The sequence below is a fragment of the Sulfuricaulis sp. genome (assembly GCF_040901545.1).
Classification (GTDB): Bacteria; Pseudomonadota; Gammaproteobacteria; order Acidiferrobacterales; family Sulfurifustaceae; genus Sulfuricaulis.
This window is the reverse complement of the sequence record NZ_JBBDYL010000049.1, coordinates 1-17,360: the sequence shown is the minus strand read 5'-3', so window position 1 is coordinate 17,360 and position 17,360 is coordinate 1. Positions and strand designations below refer to the sequence as shown.

At 58.6% G+C, this 17,360-nt stretch carries 16 protein-coding genes and 1 pseudogene; 16 read left to right on the top strand and 1 reads right to left on the bottom strand.

Annotation, left to right across the window (positions count from 1 at the left end; all coding sequences use genetic code 11):
• Window positions 1-274: 274 nt before the first annotated feature.
• From WD823_RS09995 to WD823_RS09970, 6 genes are all read left to right on the top strand, one after another.
• Window positions 275-1,102, top strand: a complete 828-nt coding sequence (locus WD823_RS09995) for a four helix bundle protein (RefSeq protein ID WP_368429352.1) — start codon at window positions 275-277, stop codon at window positions 1,100-1,102.
• Window positions 1,103-1,338: 236 nt separating this feature from the next.
• Window positions 1,339-2,418 (top strand): glycosyltransferase family 4 protein, encoded by a 1,080-nt coding sequence (locus tag WD823_RS09990; RefSeq protein ID WP_368429351.1) that lies wholly within the window; start codon window positions 1,339-1,341, stop codon window positions 2,416-2,418.
• Between the two features lie 8 nt (window positions 2,419-2,426).
• Window positions 2,427-3,746 carry a lipopolysaccharide biosynthesis protein gene (locus tag WD823_RS09985; RefSeq protein WP_368429350.1) on the top strand — a complete coding sequence of 440 codons (1,320 nt, stop codon included), beginning with the start codon at window positions 2,427-2,429 and terminating at the stop codon, window positions 3,744-3,746.
• A complete protein-coding gene (locus WD823_RS09980; protein WP_368429349.1) occupies window positions 3,739-4,491 on the top strand; it encodes a class I SAM-dependent methyltransferase in 753 nt (250 codons plus the stop codon). The genes WD823_RS09985 and WD823_RS09980 overlap by 8 nt, the downstream gene beginning before the upstream one ends.
• A 148-nt stretch (window positions 4,492-4,639) precedes the next feature.
• The gene (locus tag WD823_RS09975) at window positions 4,640-5,419 is read left to right on the top strand and encodes a class I SAM-dependent methyltransferase (protein WP_368429348.1); all 780 of its coding nucleotides are present in this window, start codon (window positions 4,640-4,642) and stop codon (window positions 5,417-5,419) included.
• Window positions 5,420-5,957: 538 nt separating this feature from the next.
• Complete coding sequence (locus WD823_RS09970) at window positions 5,958-7,286, top strand: hypothetical protein (RefSeq protein ID WP_368429347.1); 1,329 nt, start codon at window positions 5,958-5,960, stop codon at window positions 7,284-7,286.
• A 289-nt stretch (window positions 7,287-7,575) separates the two neighbouring features.
• Here the strand turns inward: WD823_RS09970 and WD823_RS09965 are convergent.
• Window positions 7,576-7,755, bottom strand: a pseudogene (locus WD823_RS09965) (transposase); the annotation flags it as partial.
• Window positions 7,756-7,816: 61 nt separating this feature from the next.
• On the opposite strand from WD823_RS09965, the gene WD823_RS09960 reads away from it, so the two are divergent.
• From WD823_RS09960 to WD823_RS09915, 10 genes are all read left to right on the top strand, one after another.
• Window positions 7,817-8,998, top strand: coding sequence for a glycosyltransferase (locus WD823_RS09960; RefSeq protein ID WP_368429346.1), 1,182 nt, complete (start codon window positions 7,817-7,819; stop codon window positions 8,996-8,998).
• Between the two features lie 193 nt (window positions 8,999-9,191).
• Window positions 9,192-10,085, top strand: a complete 894-nt coding sequence (locus tag WD823_RS09955; protein ID WP_368429345.1) for a glycosyltransferase family 2 protein — start codon at window positions 9,192-9,194, stop codon at window positions 10,083-10,085.
• Between the two features lie 234 nt (window positions 10,086-10,319).
• Complete coding sequence (locus tag WD823_RS09950; RefSeq protein WP_368429344.1) at window positions 10,320-10,943, top strand: class I SAM-dependent methyltransferase; 624 nt, start codon at window positions 10,320-10,322, stop codon at window positions 10,941-10,943.
• A gap of 155 nt (window positions 10,944-11,098) precedes the next feature.
• Window positions 11,099-12,745 carry a carbamoyltransferase gene (locus WD823_RS09945; RefSeq protein ID WP_368429343.1) on the top strand — a complete coding sequence of 549 codons (1,647 nt, stop codon included), beginning with the start codon at window positions 11,099-11,101 and terminating at the stop codon, window positions 12,743-12,745.
• Window positions 12,746-12,963: 218 nt separating this feature from the next.
• Window positions 12,964-13,182 (top strand): DUF433 domain-containing protein, encoded by a 219-nt coding sequence (locus tag WD823_RS09940; RefSeq protein ID WP_368429342.1) that lies wholly within the window; start codon window positions 12,964-12,966, stop codon window positions 13,180-13,182.
• A 255-nt stretch (window positions 13,183-13,437) separates the two neighbouring features.
• Complete coding sequence (locus WD823_RS09935; protein ID WP_368429341.1) at window positions 13,438-14,073, top strand: YdcF family protein; 636 nt, start codon at window positions 13,438-13,440, stop codon at window positions 14,071-14,073.
• Window positions 14,074-14,082: 9 nt separating this feature from the next.
• The gene (locus tag WD823_RS09930; RefSeq protein ID WP_368429340.1) at window positions 14,083-15,297 is read left to right on the top strand and encodes a glycosyltransferase family 4 protein; all 1,215 of its coding nucleotides are present in this window, start codon (window positions 14,083-14,085) and stop codon (window positions 15,295-15,297) included.
• Window positions 15,298-15,435: 138 nt separating this feature from the next.
• Window positions 15,436-15,711, top strand: coding sequence for a DUF1778 domain-containing protein (locus WD823_RS09925; RefSeq protein ID WP_368429339.1), 276 nt, complete (start codon window positions 15,436-15,438; stop codon window positions 15,709-15,711).
• Complete coding sequence (locus WD823_RS09920; protein WP_368429338.1) at window positions 15,699-16,208, top strand: GNAT family N-acetyltransferase; 510 nt, start codon at window positions 15,699-15,701, stop codon at window positions 16,206-16,208. Before WD823_RS09925 ends, WD823_RS09920 begins: the two co-directional genes overlap by 13 nt.
• 303 nt (window positions 16,209-16,511) lie before the next feature.
• The coding region (locus WD823_RS09915) for a UDP-glucuronic acid decarboxylase family protein (RefSeq protein ID WP_368429337.1) at window positions 16,512-17,360 on the top strand (849 nt) is incomplete at its 3' end.

The following is a 17,360-nucleotide window of genomic DNA, read 5'->3' as shown; positions in this document are numbered from 1 at the left end:
AGTATCTAAGCATTCACCCCGCTGACGTGACCTAAGCAAGTACCTTGTAATCACGGCTTTCGGCGCTCAGCACTTTGCACTCAGCACTCAGCACTGGGTTCTCAGCACTCAGGACTCAGCCCTCAGCACTCAGCACTCAGCACTCAACACGATCCACGAGCAACGAGCAACGACCAACGACCAACGAACAACGAACAACGACCGACGAACAACGAACAACGAACAACGAACAACGAGCCACGAACAACGACCAACGAACAACGAACAACGAGCAATGAAAGCAGTCATCCTCGCCGGCGGCGCCGGCACCCGCCTCAGCGAAGAAACCGTCGCGCGCCCCAAGCCCATGGTCGAGATCGGCGGCAAGCCGATCCTCTGGCACATCATGAAGATCTACTCCGCCCACGGCATCAACGAGTTCATCATCTGCCTGGGCTACAAGGGCTACGTCATCAAGGAGTACTTCGCGAACTATTTCCTGCACATGTCGGACGTCACCTTCGACATGGCGAAGAACAAGATGGAGGTCCACCACAACAACGCCGAGCCCTGGAAGGTGACGCTCGTCGACACCGGCGAGGCCACGATGACGGGGGGGCGCCTGCGCCGGGTGCGCGAGTATGTGGAAGGGGAGGAGCGCTTCTGCTTCACCTACGGCGACGGCGTGGGCGGCGTCGATATCCAGGCCACCATTGCCTTCCATCGCAAGCTGAAACTGCCCGCTGCCCACTGCTCACTGAACACTGAACACTGCCATATGAAATTCGAAGACCTCGACGTCTGGAAACGCTCCGCCCGCCTGAGCGCGGACATCTACCGGGGTCTTGCCGACTCGAAGGACTACGGTTTTCGGGACCAGCTCACGCGGGCGAGCCTGTCGATACCGGCCAATATCGCGGAGGGATTCGAGCGCGATTCGCGGAAGGAGATGGCGCGGTTTCTCTCGATCGCCAAAGGCTCGCGCGGCGAGCTGAGGTCCCACATCTACATCGGCATGGAGATCGCATACATTCCCAAGGCCTCCGGCCTCGCCTGGATCGCCGAAACCAAGGAGCTGTCCGCCATGCTCGTCGGCCTCATCCGCTCGCTGAAGATAGACTGACCGGGAGGAAGTGTGCTGTGTTGAGTTCCCACGCATTAATTTCGATCGCGGGGGCGAAAACTCTACCTCTTTTAGTTCTTGTTTTCATGAAGCGGCGGGCGCAAGCTCGTTTTCCAAGCTAACCCTCTTGCTGTGAAATGCAGGCGGAAAAAGTGCGAGCGGGTCCGAATCTAACCGGGCAAGCCGTGGAGCGCCGGTGTGGTTCACACTTGCATTCCATTCGGCCGGTGATGCTGATGACAGATGCCTTCGGTGGCATCGGGGGCATCGCCAAGTTCAACCGAGACGTATTGACGGCACTCGCCGAAATGCCAGAGTGCTGCAGGATCATCGCGTTTCCGCGCCTCGTTCAACGCGAGTCCGAACCCATTCCTCCCAATGTCGACTTCCGTTTAGACGCGTCCGAGGGGAAACTTGCGTACATAGGTGCGGTTTTGCAATTCGTAGTTAGCTCCTACTCTGCCGATATCGTGATTTGTGGGCATTTGAATTTGCTGCCGCTCGCTTGGCTGGTGAGCTCGGCTAAACGCTGCCCGTTACTGGTGATTGTGCACGGAATAGAGGCTTGGAGACCGCATCAAAGCCTTCTGGTCCGACAACTCATCGGGCGCGTGGATCATGTGGCCGCTGTTAGCCGATTTACGGCAGAGCGGCTGGCTGCCTGGGCAGGGCTGCGAACCGATCATGTCCGCATCCTCCCCAATTGCGTGGACCTTGCGGTTTTTTCGCCGCGACCACGCAATGCACGAATAGCGCGCGCATTTGGACTCGACGGCCGCCGCGTCCTGCTAACCGTTGGGCGTTTGGCGGGAAAAGATCGGTTCAAGGGGTTCGACGAAGTGATGGAAGTACTTCCTGTTCTCACGAGAGAGATCTCCGAGCTCACGTACGTTATCGTCGGCGATGGCGAGGACCGAGCCCGGTTGGAGCGAAAGGCCATGGAACTGGGCGTGGTCGACCACGTGGTCTTTACTGGCTATGTGACCGAAGAGGAGAAGCTCGATTTCTACGCGCTCGCCGACGCTTACGTGATGCCGAGCCGGGGTGAAGGCTTTGGCATCGTGTTCTTGGAAGCGATGGCCTGCGGTGTGCCGGTAATCGGCAGTGCATCCGACGGGAGCCGCGAAGCGCTATTAGATGGAGAGCTCGGCTTGCTGGTGGATCCTGACGATCCCGATGCGCTGTTGCAAGCCATCCGTGAAGCGCTGGCCCGGCCACGCGGGCGGCCGTGCGGCCTGGAGTATTTCGACGCCATTATGTTTCGCGAACGATTGGTGAGGCTGGTGCGTGAAGTGGCCGCCCGTGCTGCGCGATGAGCGTATGCATGCCATCGCGCAAACGGCTGCTCGGTGACACGAGCTGGGTATTTGCTGGTCAGCTCGCGTCCGCGCTAGGTACGCTTGTCGGGCTGCGGCTCGTGACGGAGGTTGTGCCGCCAGCGGTATATGGGGCAGTGGTGCTGGCGATTGGGATCGTGGGGCTCGCCCAGGGGTTTGCCGTCAGTCCGCTCATGCAAACGGTGCTGCGTTTTTACCCCGAATATGCTAGAGGCACGGAGGAGGCGGTATTGCGGTGGACGATTGTCGACGAATTACGGAAACCGGTGTTATGGCTGTGCGTGATTCTGTTACTTGCGCTCGGGGCGTGGTCACATTACGTGCTCGACGGGTTTGCGCTCGGTCCGCTGTGCGCTGGACTTTTTCTGGTCGAGGTCGTGCGCTCTGTGGAGGTTACGTTCCTCAACGCCTCGCAAAAACAGCGGGCGATGGCATTATTTGTGTCCGCCGATGCGTGGTTGCGCCCGGTCGCTGCGGTCGCTGCGGTCTGGCTACTCGGCGTCGATACTGGGTCGGTCGTGGCCGGGTATATTGCCGGGGCAGTGCTGTCGCTGGCCGGTTTCTACGGACTGACACGCGCCACAGGCGTCCGCCGCTCGCATACTTCGCGCCAAAGCGATGATAAGGCGGACAGGAAGCGCCTTTGGGCGTATGCGAAGCCACTAGTGTTCCTTCCATTGGTCGGGTGGATCATTGGCCAATCGGACCGGTACATCGTGGGCGGCCTAGCAGGGCTGGAACTAGCAGGAATCTATGCAGCGTTTTACGGTCTAGCCAGCCGCCCTTTTCTGATGTTCACAAGTGGTGTGGAGCTGGCAGTGAGGCAGGTTTACTACGCGGAGGTGACCGCCGGTAATTGTATCGGTGAGCGTCGGGTGTTTTGGCTTTGGCTAGCGAGCGTAGCGGGCGCCGCATTGCTGCTGCTGCTCGTTATCGTGTTGCTGCACCAAGAGCTTGCTACGCTACTCCTGGCGGCCCAATACCGTGCCCATTCCGCACTGATGATCTGGGTCGCCATGGGCTATGTCCTCGCCTCCTGCACGCAGGTCATAGAGCGCATCTGCTACGCGCTGCATGACACGCGCGGGGTACTGCTGATTGCGACCGGCGGTGCCGTCTCGAGCGTGGTTATTGCATTGCCGATGGTGCACTATTTCGGTATCGACGGCGCGGCCTGGGCTGTGCCGATCTATTTTGGTCTACAACTCGTCTTGGCCAGCTGGCGTGCCCGGTTCGCACGGCAGAGAAGTGCCTCTAAAGCTGCTCTGACAGACAGCGTCCAGCTTGCGGGAGCTCAAGATGTCTGATCCTACTGACGTCAAGGTGTACCGCGCGCGCCTCTACAATGATTACGGCGAGGTCTTTCAGAGCGCACCGGAGCGCTTCGACACGCAAGCTGCGGCCCGGTGGGGGCGCGCCTACAGGTACTACCTGCGCGCCTTACTGCCCGAATCGAAGGACGCTCGAATCGTGGATCTAGCGTGCGGCTACGGCCGGCTGCTGTACTTTTTTCGGGAGCAAGGTTACCGCCACATCACTGGGGTAGACGTCAGCCCGGGCCAGGTTGCGCGTGCCAATGAGGTAGTGTGCGATGTGGTGCAGATGAACGCGCTAGATTTCCTTGAGGATCACAGGGGAGAGTTTGACCTGATTACGGGCCTGGACTTGATCGAGCATTTGACCAAGGTCGAGGTCTTGCGTTTTCTCGATGGGTGCTTCGCGGCACTCAAGCCTGGAGGTCGTCTCGTACTGCAAACTCCTAACGCGGACAGCCCGTTCGGCATGGCCATCCGCTACGGGGACATTACCCATGAGGTCTGCTTTAACCCCAACGCACTTGCACGCTTACTAGCGCAGACCGGTTTTCGAGAAATTAAAGCCCGTGAGGTCGGACCAGTGCCGTGGGGTTATAGTCTTCTGTCTTCGGTACGGTATATGGTCTGGCAGGTAATCCGGGCCGGATTACTGCTCTGGAACGTGGCCGAGACAGGCTCCGGGCGATCTTGGGTTCTGACGCGGAATTTTCTCATTAGCGGAAAACGCGGCGAATAGCTGGTGGCAAAACTAAAATAATTTCTGATATGGCGGGACCCATTAGCAAACAACCTATGAAGGTGACAGATCGCCGTGGCTGCGAGTACTTTTGCGATACTCTCGGCGTTTGGGTTCCGGTAAGACCGGATCGGTTTTCGGCTAAGGTATGCCTCCGATAAAGCAGCTCTTGAAAGCAGTCACGCCCGAGTGGCTCCTCCATCTAAGGCGTAAGTTGGTGATTGCGAGCTTACGGAGGAGTTTCGGAGAACTTTCTCGCCAAGAGGCGTTCTCCCGGATCTACAGCGACAACTTTTGGGGGCGAGCGGCCGCTGGTCATTGGTCGTCAGGTAGTGGTTCGGTTGGGCGCGCTGCCGAAGCGTACAAGGAGTTAATCTGTAGGTTCGTCGAAGAGCACGGGATCACATCTGTCGTAGATCTAGGCTGCGGAGATTTCAGGATCGGCGCATCGATCGCCAAGGCTGTTCATACCTACATCGGTGTGGACGTGGTCCCCGAGTTAGTCGGTGAGCTTCGATCGCGTTTTGGTTCACCTACGGTCGAATTTCTCTGTTTGGATATCGTTGATGATAACCTGCCACTTGGACAGTTGTGTCTCGTTCGTCAAGTCCTTCAGCACCTCTCTAACGAGGAGATCAGACGGATAATTCCTAAACTGGCTTGTTACAAGTGGGTGCTGGTTACGGAACACTACCCAGCGCCGGGGAGGCCCGTTTCGCCAAACAAGGATAAACCGCATGGCCCGGATACCCGCGTGATCGATGACTCGGCGGTCTTCTTGGACGAGCCGCCGTTTGGCTTGTCCGGTATTAGGGAAGTCCTTCAGGTGGAGACAGAGAGTTTCCAGGTCGCGCCGGGCGAGGTGATCAGGACCTTCTTGATAGCAGGATCCTCGTTGGCGAACGCGGAAATGGAAGCCGCGCATTAGGGGCTGTTGAAATCTTTGCGGAGAGACCGCTGGATCCTATTTTGAACCGCCGTGGTTTTTCTGGAGAACTCCGCGTTTATGCAGGCCGCAATGGAGAGCTGACCCGTTGACACGACGGCTCCAGCTCTGCCTGGGAAAAAAACGCCGAGGCCTTGCGCAGAATCTTGTTCGCCCGCTCTGGCTCCCGATTCTCGCGCTCCAACGCATTGAGCCGGTCGCGCTCCGTGCCCGACAATCCCGCGCGCGGGCCTTGGCCGCGCTCGGCCTGCCGCGCTCATTTGCGCCCCTTCTTTGCGGTACAGCCTATCTTCGCCGTGATCGACTTGATTCCCGCCCACTGTGAGTCATACTTAGCCTCTTACTCGAAAACGAGTCGGACCACTTGTTCTCGCGCTTCCGGGGAACGCCTCTTCATCGTGTTCATAAACTCTGTCCTCGCAACACATGGAAACTCCGGGAATCCCAGGGCGATTCATCCAGGGCTTGGTTCCGGATTGGAGAGGCGATGAGGGCGCTAGGGCGTCTGGATGTCGCGGCAATGCTTTGGATTGCCGTGCTCAATCTGCCGTTGCTGGCCGAAGTGCTTCGGAAATATGTGATTCATAGCAACGTTGTTTTCTTGGTGTCTGAGGCGGTTGTTGTTTCTTGCGCCTTAGCGACACTCGTAGTGCGCCCGAGAAAAGAGGTAGTTTTGCTTATATTCTGGACAGTGCTATTAGTTGGATGGGCGCTGGTCTCAACTCTGTTTGGCCATCAAGAGACGATGCTAGGTCTCGTGGGAGTTAGGGCAATCATCGTTCCGGTCTCAATTTTGATCGTGTCTTTTTATTTTGTTCGTAGCCGGGGGCCGGGTGACGTAGCAAGGGTTCTTTATGGTGTGGCTACGTTTTGGCTTCTAGGAATGGCGACCGTGGCGATTCTTCAACTGATGCTGGGTCTTACGCATCCTATGAATCAATTTGCGGAGGGATTAGGCGGAGACGAGAGAGCGGGTATCGGGGATTACACTGTAGAAAATGTGGGAGTCGAGGGGATATTTCGCCCGACTTCAATATTTCTTCACACTGGGAAATTTGGCCAGGTGGCGTTTATCTTGGCGACGTATTGCCTTTTCTATCGGGCTGCCGTGGCGGCACAGGGATTGCGAGGGATCCTGCGCTCGGTCGGCGAATTTAGCGTGCTAGTGGTAACTGGACAAAGAGCGGCAATACTGGCTTATTGCGTTGCGTTCATTCTTCTGCACATATCTCCCGTGAAATTAATACGGATCATCCCCTGGTTGGCAGTTTTTCTGGTGTTAGGTGTAATTGCAGTCGACGCGCGGCCCGAGGTGGCCGATGCCGCAAACCTAATTGGTGCGCGTGTATGGAGTGGCGTTGTTGATATTCCGGAACGATTCAGCGGTAATTTCTTGGAGCCCTACGAGTCCGTATTGGAAAAGTTCGGTTTGTTTGGGGCTGGCGCCGGTGCGTTCTCTTTGGGATCTAGTCAATGGGGCGGTCGCCCATTGTACGATGTCATCAATGTTGGGATCGCGGAGAATTCGTGGCTTCGAATCTGGGCGGAGCAAGGGTTTTTCGGCGTTCTGCTTTGGGGAGTATTGCTTGGTGGTTTGTTTGTGTCTGCGATTCGCGGAAGTTTATGGCGGCGAGGCCAAGTGGGATCGGAGGGCAGGCTGGAACGCGGGCTCCTACATTTCAATGCTTTTCAGATTGTGGCGCTGAGTCTTTGGGCTAACACGCATGATGTTCTAGGATCCGTGACGACGATGGCGGTCGCCTTCGGGTACGCAGGGGTCCTACTGGTTCCGCGTCAACGTTGGGGCGGCGGATCCACGGCATGGGTCAAAAAGCAAAAATTGCAGTAGTGGGGATGCTTCCATAATGAGTGCACCTTTGCATGTGGTGCCGTCGCTGAATACGGGCACCGGAGGCCCGGCTGTGTCGGTGCCGAAGTTGGCTGACGCGGTAAGTACAGCAGGGTTTCGTTCGACTGTAATCACGCACAATTACCCTGAGCTAGTGTGCTGTCCCCGAAATAAGTTTAGTAAGTATCCCCCGGCAAAGCCGGGGGCTTTAAATTGTGAGCCGCTCAAAGCGGCTAGCCGGGGTCGCTAACGCGGCCCCGATTTTCATGGGCCACCTGAAGGTGGCCAATCAGCGCCACAGGTTCATTTGGTCCAACCGCTTATCCTCTTGCTCCTGGTTGCGGATGTACTCTCGAATCACCGCTTCATCCCTGCCCACCGTCGAGACGAAGTATCCGCGAGCCCAGAAATGCTGCCCCACGAAATTGCGCTTTCGCTCTCCGTAGACCCGGGCCAAATGAATCGCGCTCCATGTCGACCGGATGTGCCATGGAGGCAGTAGCAAGTTTCATTACAAGACCCTTTGAAGAATGAAGGTACTCCATGTCATTCCGTCCGTCTCGCTCGCGCACGGCGGTCCAAGTCAGGCAATCCGTACAATGGAGCGAGTGCTTGCAGATCAGGGAATTCACGTTGAAACGGCCACTACTGACGACGATGGCCCTGGCTGTCGTATGTCGAGCCCCAAGATTGTATTGTTAGAAGGTAATGAGAAAATCCGCCGTCGGTACTTCCGTAAAAACACTGAATTTTATAAGTGCTCATGGTCGTTTGGCCGCTGGATTCTTCAACGCGTTCGTGATTATGACTTGGTGCAGGTCCATGCGCTATTCTCTTTTACCAGTGTTATAGCAGCGTTGGCCGCGCGTGCCGCTGGCGTACCATACGTGGTCCGGCCCCTGGGGACGCTGGAGGACTACGGGCTCCGCAATCGTAGGCCACTTCTAAAGAAATTATCATTGTATTGTCTTGAGGGGCCCATCATTCGGCATGCGGCCGCAGTGCACTTTACAAGCACCGCCGAGCAACAGCAGGCAGAAGCGCTAGGCTATCCGATTCGGAGTGCCGTAATCCCTTTGGCGCTCAACAGCCTCGATCTGCCACCAGCGCCGAGTTTGGATGCGTTGCTTCCAGAGACGACAGGATCTCGGATCGTGCTGTTCCTTTCACGGCTTGATCCTAAGAAGAATGTTGAGGGACTAGTCCACGCATTTTCTAAAGTAGCACGGGAAGTTCCCATGCTTCACCTTGTGATTGCTGGATCAGGTGAAGGTGCTTATGTGGGCACGCTCAAGCAGCAGGCGGCTCGGCTGGGCATTGCGTCGAGAATAAGCTGGCCGGGATATGTTGATGGGGACCTTAAGGCCGCACTGTTCCAGGGTGCGACCGTATTTGTGCTCCCCTCATATTCAGAAAATTTTGGCATCGCTGTCGCTGAGGCGTTGGCGGCTAGTTTGCCCTGCATCGTGGGCCGGGGTGTGGCATTGGCTAGGCAGATTGAAGCTGCAGAGGCGGGGCTATGTGTCGGTACCGGTCCTGCAGATATTGCAGCCGGTCTCCGCCAGGTATTCCTTTCGGAGGAGCGACGTGCCGTTATGGCTCGAAACGCACGCGCACTTGCCGTGGCACAGTTTTCGGGAGCCGTCATGGGGCAACGTATGCGAGCGTTGTATGAGTCCATCCTGATCAATCGTAAGGAGGTCCGTGGCTGAAGTGCACGGTCATTCGATTTATTGCGCGGCGTTGAATTGCCGTTATCAAGGTATTGGTATTCTGTTGAAATGAATCGTGTGTGGTGCGCGTGCTTGGTCGTTAGACCGTTTCAGGGCCTCCCGCCGTGCAATGCTGGTGTGTGACGGAAAAGGAGAGGGAGCCTAGTGATAACGCTGCCTCGTTAGCTGTTTTATGAAAAATAAGGCCCCGTCGATTACTGTAGTCGTCTCTGTTAAGAACGAGGCAAAAAATATTGTCCGATGTTTGAAGTCTCTCGGACCGGCTCGTCGCGTGGTGGTAATTGATTCCAACAGTACTGATGAAACAGTATCTTTAGCGAAAGCCGGTGGTGCCGAGGTAATGCAATTTGCCTATTCTGGAGGCTATCCGAAGAAGCGGCAGTGGGCGCTGAATACACTGAATTTCAGCACGGATTGGGTCTTGTTATTGGATGCAGATGAGGTCGTTCCGGATGCTTTATGGCAGGAAATCTCGGAAAAACTGACGGGCACCTCACCTTATTGTGGTTACCTGATAACCAAGGGATTTCACTTCCTTGGAAGAAAGTTTCGTTTCGGCGGCTTTTCTCACTCTGCAGTAGCGCTATTTCGGCCAGGGACGGCGGCTTTTGAAGAGCTCAACAACGCGGGTGAGACGCCGCTCGACATGGAAGTGCATGAACGAGTTATCGTTAATGGTCCGATTGGACGTCTTCAAACGCCGCTCATACACGAAGATTTCAAGGGATTATCAGCATATATCGAGCGGCATAATCATTATTCGAGTTGGGAAGCTGGGGTGCGGTATTGCTACTTGAAATCCGGACACTATGGCAACTCGACTATTCGGCCCCGACTCTTTGGAAACGTTCAGGAACGACGACGGTTTTTGAAGAACCTCGCGGTTCGCGTGCCCTGCGAGCCATGGTGGTGGTTTTTGTATCACTATGTTGTTCGACTGGGCTTTCTCGAGTGGCGGCCCGGTCTTATTGCTAGTCAGATCAGAGCGCATTACATAAGTCAGGTAAGAGCAAAGCTATACGAACTAAAGCTGCGTCAGCGGTACAAGACGCCGGCAGGTCAGTAGATAGTGCACGGGAAGGGATGCCAACGGCGACTCTGGTTTATTCAGTATATTATTGGTAGGACGGGCTTCAACCAAGGGGCAGCGCGCCGCGCGGGGATGACAGGGTTGGGGCCTCATATTTCAACTTGGCTTCCTGGGCGGCAAGGAGGGGCTGATGTTTCATGGGTTCCAGGGCGTCTGGTTCCAATTTCTGGTAGATGCTGAACGTTCTGAAATCGGATTGAAAGGACGCAAGTGACGGGGCTCGCCAGCTACGGATGGAAGTCGTTGGCAGAGCATTGCCACCATCCGTATGTATGGCCAAGTATCGACCGGTTGCTACCGCGGGAGCCTAGGCTGTCGATTCTTGATGCGGGGTGTGGGAACGGGTTCATTGCATCCCGGCTAGCCGAACGAGGTCACAAAGTTACTGGAATCGATTCCTCTCGGGATGGTATTGAGCTTGCGACTCGCGCATACCCGGCAATACGCTGGCGGGTGGGGTCCGTCTATGATGATCTTCGGGATGTTATGCCATCCGGTGGGTGGGATGTAATTGTTTCGACGGAAGTGGTAGAGCACCTTTATTCTCCACAGCAGTTCCTCCAAAACATGATCAAGCATCTGAGAGTTGGGGGAGTAATAATAATTACGACGCCCTATCATGGTTACCTGAAGAACTTGCTAATTAGTTTGATAAATGGATGGGACCGACACTTTACTGTCGGAAAAGAAGGGGGGCACATCAAGTTCTTTTCAGAGGCAACATTGACGCAGATGCTGTGCGAGGTGGGCTTCGAAAACATCCATTTCAAGAATGCCGGTCGCTTGCCGTTATTATGGAAATCCATGGTGTGCAGGGGCGAACGTGCCGAATGATCGTACAAGTTTAAGATTTCGCCGACACTCCGGTCTTCCGGGGTATTGCAAGTCTAAACGGGTTCGGTGTCAGCGGAGACCCGCGCTTGCTTCAGGGTGTACGGTGTGATGATCGCAGCGGCGAAGAAGTCGCGATTTCGCCTGGGCACTGATCCGTGGTGCCCTCCGAAGCGATTCGTGGTTGCCTTGAACAGTCGGGAATTACGCTTGCCGATGTCAATCACGTCGCCATCAACCAGGACGGGCGCGCCAATTTGTGGCGCAAGGTTGCCTACACGCTCGCGCATCGGCCTGATCCTCGTTTAGTAATCGACCGCCTCCGCAACAAGCGCAAACGGGCGGGCGTGGAGGACGAGCTGGCGCGGGCGTTTCCCGGCCAGCGGCTGCGTGCCAGGGTCCATCACATCGAGCACCACCTCTGCCACCTCGCCTCGGCGTTCCTGGTGTCGCCGTTCGAAGAGGCGGCTGCGGTGTCGGTGGACGGGTTCGGGGACTTCGCCAGCGCGGCGTGGGGGGTGGGGCGCGGCCACAGCGTGGGGGTGGACGAGAAGGTGTACTTCCCGCACTCGCTCGGCATCTTCTACGAGGCGATGACGCAGTACATCGGCTTTCCTTATTACGGCGACGAGTACAAGGTGATGGGGCTCGCGCCCTACGGCGAGCCGCGCTACCTCGACAGGATGCGCGAGATCGTGCGGCTGCGGGACGGCGGCGCTTTCGAGCTCGGCCTGCGCTTCTTCCGCCACGCGAAGGACCGGGTGGAGTATGAATGGGACGACGGCGAGCCGAAGGTGGGGACGCTCTACACCCCGGCGCTCGAGGAATTCCTCGGCCCGGCCCGGGCGAAGGACGCGCCGCTCACCCAGTTCCACAAGGACGTGGCGCGCTCCGTGCAGGCGATGTACGAGGAGGCGTTCTTTCACCTGCTCAATGCCGTGCACCGGCGCTACGGGCTCGACGCGCTCGCTCTTGCGGGCGGCTGCGCGATGAACTCGGTGGCGAACGGCAAGGTGTACGCCCGCACGCCCTTCAGGAAGCTCTATATTCAGTCGGCGGCGGGGGACGCGGGCGGGGCGATCGGCGCGGCGGCGTATGTCTGGTCGAAGCTGAACGGCGCCCGGCCCGAGCCCATGGAGCACGCTTACTGGGGGCCGGAGTACGGCAATGGCGAGATCCAGGCGCTCCTGGAGGCGAGGCGGGGCGAGATCGCCGCCGCCGGGTGCCGGGTAGCGCGCGAGGCGGACGAGGACCGGCTTTGCCGCACCACGGCGCAGGCGATCGCGGACGGGCTCGTGACCGGCTGGTTCCAGGGCCGCATGGAGTGGGGGCCGCGGGCGCTCGGGAACCGCTCGATCGTGTGCGACCCGCGGCGCGCGGACATGAAGGACATCCTGAACCGCAAGATCAAGCGGCGCGAGTCGTTCCGGCCGTTCGCGCCGTCGATTCTGCGGGAGGCGGTGGCGGATTGGTTCGAGACCGACGACGACGTGCCGTTCATGATGCAGGTCTACCCGATCCGGCCGGAGAAGCGGCCGCAGATTCCCGCGGTGACGCACGTCGACGGCTCGGGGCGGCTGCAGACCGTCTACCGCCACACCAACCCGCGCTACTACCGGCTGATCGAGTGCTTCCGGGATTTGACCGGCATCCCCATCGTGCTCAACACCTCGTTCAACGAGAACGAGCCGGTGGTGTGCAAGCCGGAGGAGGCGCTCGAGTGCTTTCTGCGCACGAAGATGGATGTGCTGGTGCTGGGGGAGTGGGTGGTGAGGCGGGGCTCGAATCTCAGGGCTGAGGGCTGAGGGTTGAGTGCTGAGGACTGAGGACTGAGGACTGAGGGCGGGGGGCGGAGGGCGGAGTAGGGCGCGGCTTTAGCGCACCGCTTCGCCGGGTTGCGCCGTGTGCGGTGCGCTGAAGCCGCACCCTACGGAAAGGTGGCGTGCTGAAGGTGCGCCCGGCCCTGCGCCGCGCTGCGAATGCTGCGTTTGCCTCGATATCCCGTTCTCAGTAAAGTATGTTCATGTTGGATTGGTCCACATGCCCGGCCGTGGAACGCGACCCTCAAAAATTGGGTGGTGCGTGGGTCTTTCGCGGCACACGGGTTCCGGTGAGCGCCCTGTTCGAGAACCTGGAGGGCGGCGCGACGGTGGACCAGTTTCTGCAATGGTTTCCCGGCCCCGCGCGCGAGCAGGTTGACGCCGTGCTCGAGCACGCGGCTCGCAGCGTCCAAACCGCCTAATGCCGGCCAGGAATGCGGATCCTGTTTGACCCGGTGAGGCCGAGGACTGAATGCTCATCATTGCTGAGCGCGGGGTCCCGCAAGGGGGCGTGAGGAGGAAGAGAAGCAGGCGCGGGGGGAGGGAAAGCGAGGCGGGGTGTAAGATTCGATCTTAAGAGTCTCTAACAAAATGATGCATGAGCACCCCCTCACCCTCGGTCCCTCTCCCGGAGGGAGAGGGATGACACCCTTCTCTTTCCGGGAGAAGGGTTGGGGATGAGGGAAAACGGATGGCCCCACGTTATTTTTGAGACAGCTTGTAGCTTCCGGGCCCGCGCCTGGCTCATCGGCGTCGTCGTTTTCCTCGCTCTGATTATCGGGCTGGGGAGTCAGGCCGGCCGTTTCCTCGAGGGGGCGTCCCAGTCGCCCGAGCGCGCCGATGTGCTGGTGGTGTTGGGTGGAGATTCCGGAGACCGGACGCTCAAAGCAATACAGCTCTACAAGACCGGCCTTGCCCCACGTGTCCTGCTCACCGGCGTCGAAGACAGCCCCTTCGAGGCCCGGAAAGCCTATCTGACCTGGCGCGCGCAAATGCTGGTTGATGCCGGCGTACCGCCGGACGCAGTCCTTCTTGATATCCGGTCGGCTAATACCATGGAAGAAGCGGTTAATACCCGACAGCTCCTCGTCGAGCGCGGGTGGCGCAAGGCGCTGGTCGTGAGCGATCCACCGCATATGCGCCGGATCGATTGGGCGTGGCGCAAGGCGTTTGCGCAGAGCGGCCTTGAATATCGGATCGTCGCATCTCAACCCCGCTGGTGGACACCGGACTCATGGTGGACCCACGAGAGGAGCGCGCAAGCCGTGATCACGGAGTACATCAAGCTGTGCTACTACCTCGCGACAAAGTAGCGTAGCGGCATGACCGTGGCCAAGATCATTTTTCTGAATCGTTACTTTTTTCCGGACCATTCGGCCACCAGTCAGCTTCTTACGGATCTCGCCTTTGACCTCGCCTCGCGGGGTCGCGAGGTGCACGTCATCACCAGCCGCCAGCGCTACGACGAACCCGGCGCGCGGCTCCCCCCGCAGGAAACCATCCGCGGCGTGACCGTGCACCGCGTGTGGACTTCGACTTTCGGGCGCGGAAGGTTGGCCGGCAGGACGCTCGATTATCTGACCTTCTATCTCAGCGCCGGCTGGGCGCTGTTCCGGCTGGCCCGAGCGGGAGATGTTGTCGTCAGCAAAACCGATCCGCCGCTCCTTTCTCTGGTGGCAGGTCCGGTTACGCGGCTCAAGAACGCCAGGTTGGTCAACTGGCTTCAAGATATTTTTCCCGAGATCGCCGGCGTGGCGGGGATGGGGTGGGCGAAGACGGCCTTGGGACGATTCCTGGCGAGGCTGAGAGACTGGACGCTACGCTCGGCGGAAACGAACGTGGTGCTGAGCACGGCCATGGAACAGTACCTGCTTTCGCGCGGCATAGGCATGGAGCGCGTGCGGGTGATTCCGAACTGGGCGGACGGCGAATCAATCCGCCCGGTCGCCGCGCCGGACAACGATCTGCGAAAGTCATGGAGACTCGAGGGGAAGTTCGTCGTGGGCTACTCGGGCAACATGGGTCGAGTTCACGAATTTGAGACCATTCTTGAAGCGGCGGCTGAGCTGAAGGAGGAAGATGGGGTTGTCTTCCTGTTCATCGGGGACGGCGCGCAACGTAACTGGATCGAACACCGGGTGCGGGAGCTCGGACTTGGCAATGTTTTGTTCCAACCCTATCAACCCAGAGAGGCGCTAAGCAAAAGCCTTTCTCTGCCGAACGCGCACCTGGTTTCCCTCCTGCCTACGGCGGAAGGCTATGTATTTCCCAGCAAGCTCTACGGCATACTCGCCGCGGGCAGGCCGGTGATTTTCATCGGGGAGTCGAACGGCGAGATCGCACGGCTCATCCACGAAGCAGAATGCGGATATGCCGTTCAAGCGGGCGACGCCTCCCGCCTGACGGCGACAATTACCCGGCTGAATGGCGATCCGGAAATGTGTGGGCGTCTTGGTGAGAACGCACGCCGCCTCTTTGACGATCGATTTGACAAGAGACTCGCGTTCGCCGCGTGGGAGAAAGTGCTGAATTCTTAGCCGCCGGCAGTCAGCCGTCAGTTTTCAGTTGCCAGTGAACGGTCGTTGCTGGGAACTTGAAGGTTGCAGCCAAGAGCCGTTACCTTGTGTTGACGTTGTCTATACGTGGCCGTTAGAATACCGCGAAAGGAACTCAGCATGACTGCCACCACGCGAGAAACCAACATTAACCTGCGCGCTCCCACCGCGCAGCGGGAACTGATCGACCGCGCGGCGCAAGCGCAGGGCAAGACACGCACCGATTTCATGCTGGAAGCGGCATACGAAAAGGCGCAACAGGTTCTGCTCGATCGAACCGTGTTTGCCCTTGATGCCAAGCGCTTCCAGCGCTTCGTCGCGCTTCTGGACGCGCCCGTGAAGGCCAACAAGGCATTGAGCCGGCTGCTGGCCAGGCGCGCGCCTTGGGACCGGTAGGAAAGTCCGCTGCAATCTCCGCGCCAGCGCCTCTTTCCGAGGCGCACCGGCTCGATTCCTTTCGCTGCGCCGAGCCGGAGCTCGAGATCTGGCTCAAGCAACGTGCCCGCAAGAACCAATTGGAGGGCGCTTCGCGCACGTTTGTGGTGTGCGCAGGCGATGAGGTTATCGGCTACTACGCCTTGGCGGCGGGCGCCGTGTTGCACAAGGCGGCGCCGGGCAGTATTCGGCGCAACATGCCCGAGCCGATCCCGGTCGCAGTGCTGGGACGCCTGGCCGTGCACATCGAGTGGGGCGGACAGGGCATCGGAGCCGCTCTTCTGAAGGATGCCGTATTACGCACCGCGCGGCTTTCCCAGGAAATGGGCATTCGCGCGCTGCTCGCCCACGCCATCGACGAGAACGCCAAGCGGTTCTATTTGCATCACGGATTTGTCGAGTCGCCGATCGAGCCTCTGACGGTGATGCTGAACATCTCCAAGCTCGTGGAGAAGTAAGTGCGCGAGCAAGAATAAAAGCCGCCAGCTGTCAGTTTCCAGTGGATAGTCACCAGTGGACAGTTTTCAGTGCTGGGGACTGAAGACTGAGCCGCCAGCTATCAGCAGTCAGTTGTCAGTGTGCAGTGGACAGCCAAGAAGTAAGTGCTGAGTACTGAGGACTGAGTACCAAGTTACAAGTTTCAAGCGATACCTGCGTCGGGCTTGATGGTCGTGCCTTCCTTGAATCATGCAGCTCGTCGATAAGGTATGATGCCGCCTGTTCGGGCCTACCCGGGCATGGAAGGGAGGAGCGGCGTATCCATGAAAAAAATTCTCGTCACCGGCGGCGCCGGATTCCTGGGTTCGCACTTGTGCGAGCGGCTGATCAAGGACGGGTGCGATGTGCTCTGCGTGGACAACTTTTTCACGGGAGGCAAGCAGAACATCGTGCACTTGATGCGCAGCCCCTATTTCGAGCTGCTGCGGCACGACATCACGTTTTCCCTTTACGTGGAGGTGGGCCAGATCTACAACCTCGCGTGCCCGGCGTCGCCGATCCACTACCAGTTCGACCCGGTGCAGACGACCAAGACTTCGGTCCATGGCACGATCAACATGCTGGGGCTGGCGAAGCGCGTGAAGGCGCGGATATTGCAAGCCTCCACCTCGGAGGTTTACGGCGATCCGGAAATTCATCCTCAGACGGAAAGTTACTGGGGCCGCGTCAACCCGATCGGCCCGCGCAGTTGCTACGACGAGGGCAAGCGCTGCGCCGAGACGCTGTTCTTCGATTACTACCGCCAGCACAAGCTCGACATCAAGGTGGCGCGCATCTTCAACACCTACGGCCCGCGCATGCATCCCAACGACGGGCGGGTGGTGAGCAACTTCATCGTCCAGGCGCTGCGCGGCGAGCCGATCACGGTCTATGGCAAGGGCGATCAGACGCGCTCGTTCTGCTACGTGGACGACCTGATAGACGGCCTCGTCAGGCTGATGGAAAGCGATCGCGGCTTCACCGGGCCGGTGAACCTCGGCAATCCCGAGGAATTCACCATTCTCGAGCTGGCCGAGCGCGTCATCCGGTTGACCAAGAGCAAGTCGCGCATCAAGTACAGGCCGCTGCCGCAGGACGATCCCAAACAGCGCCAGCCCGACATCAGCCTCGCG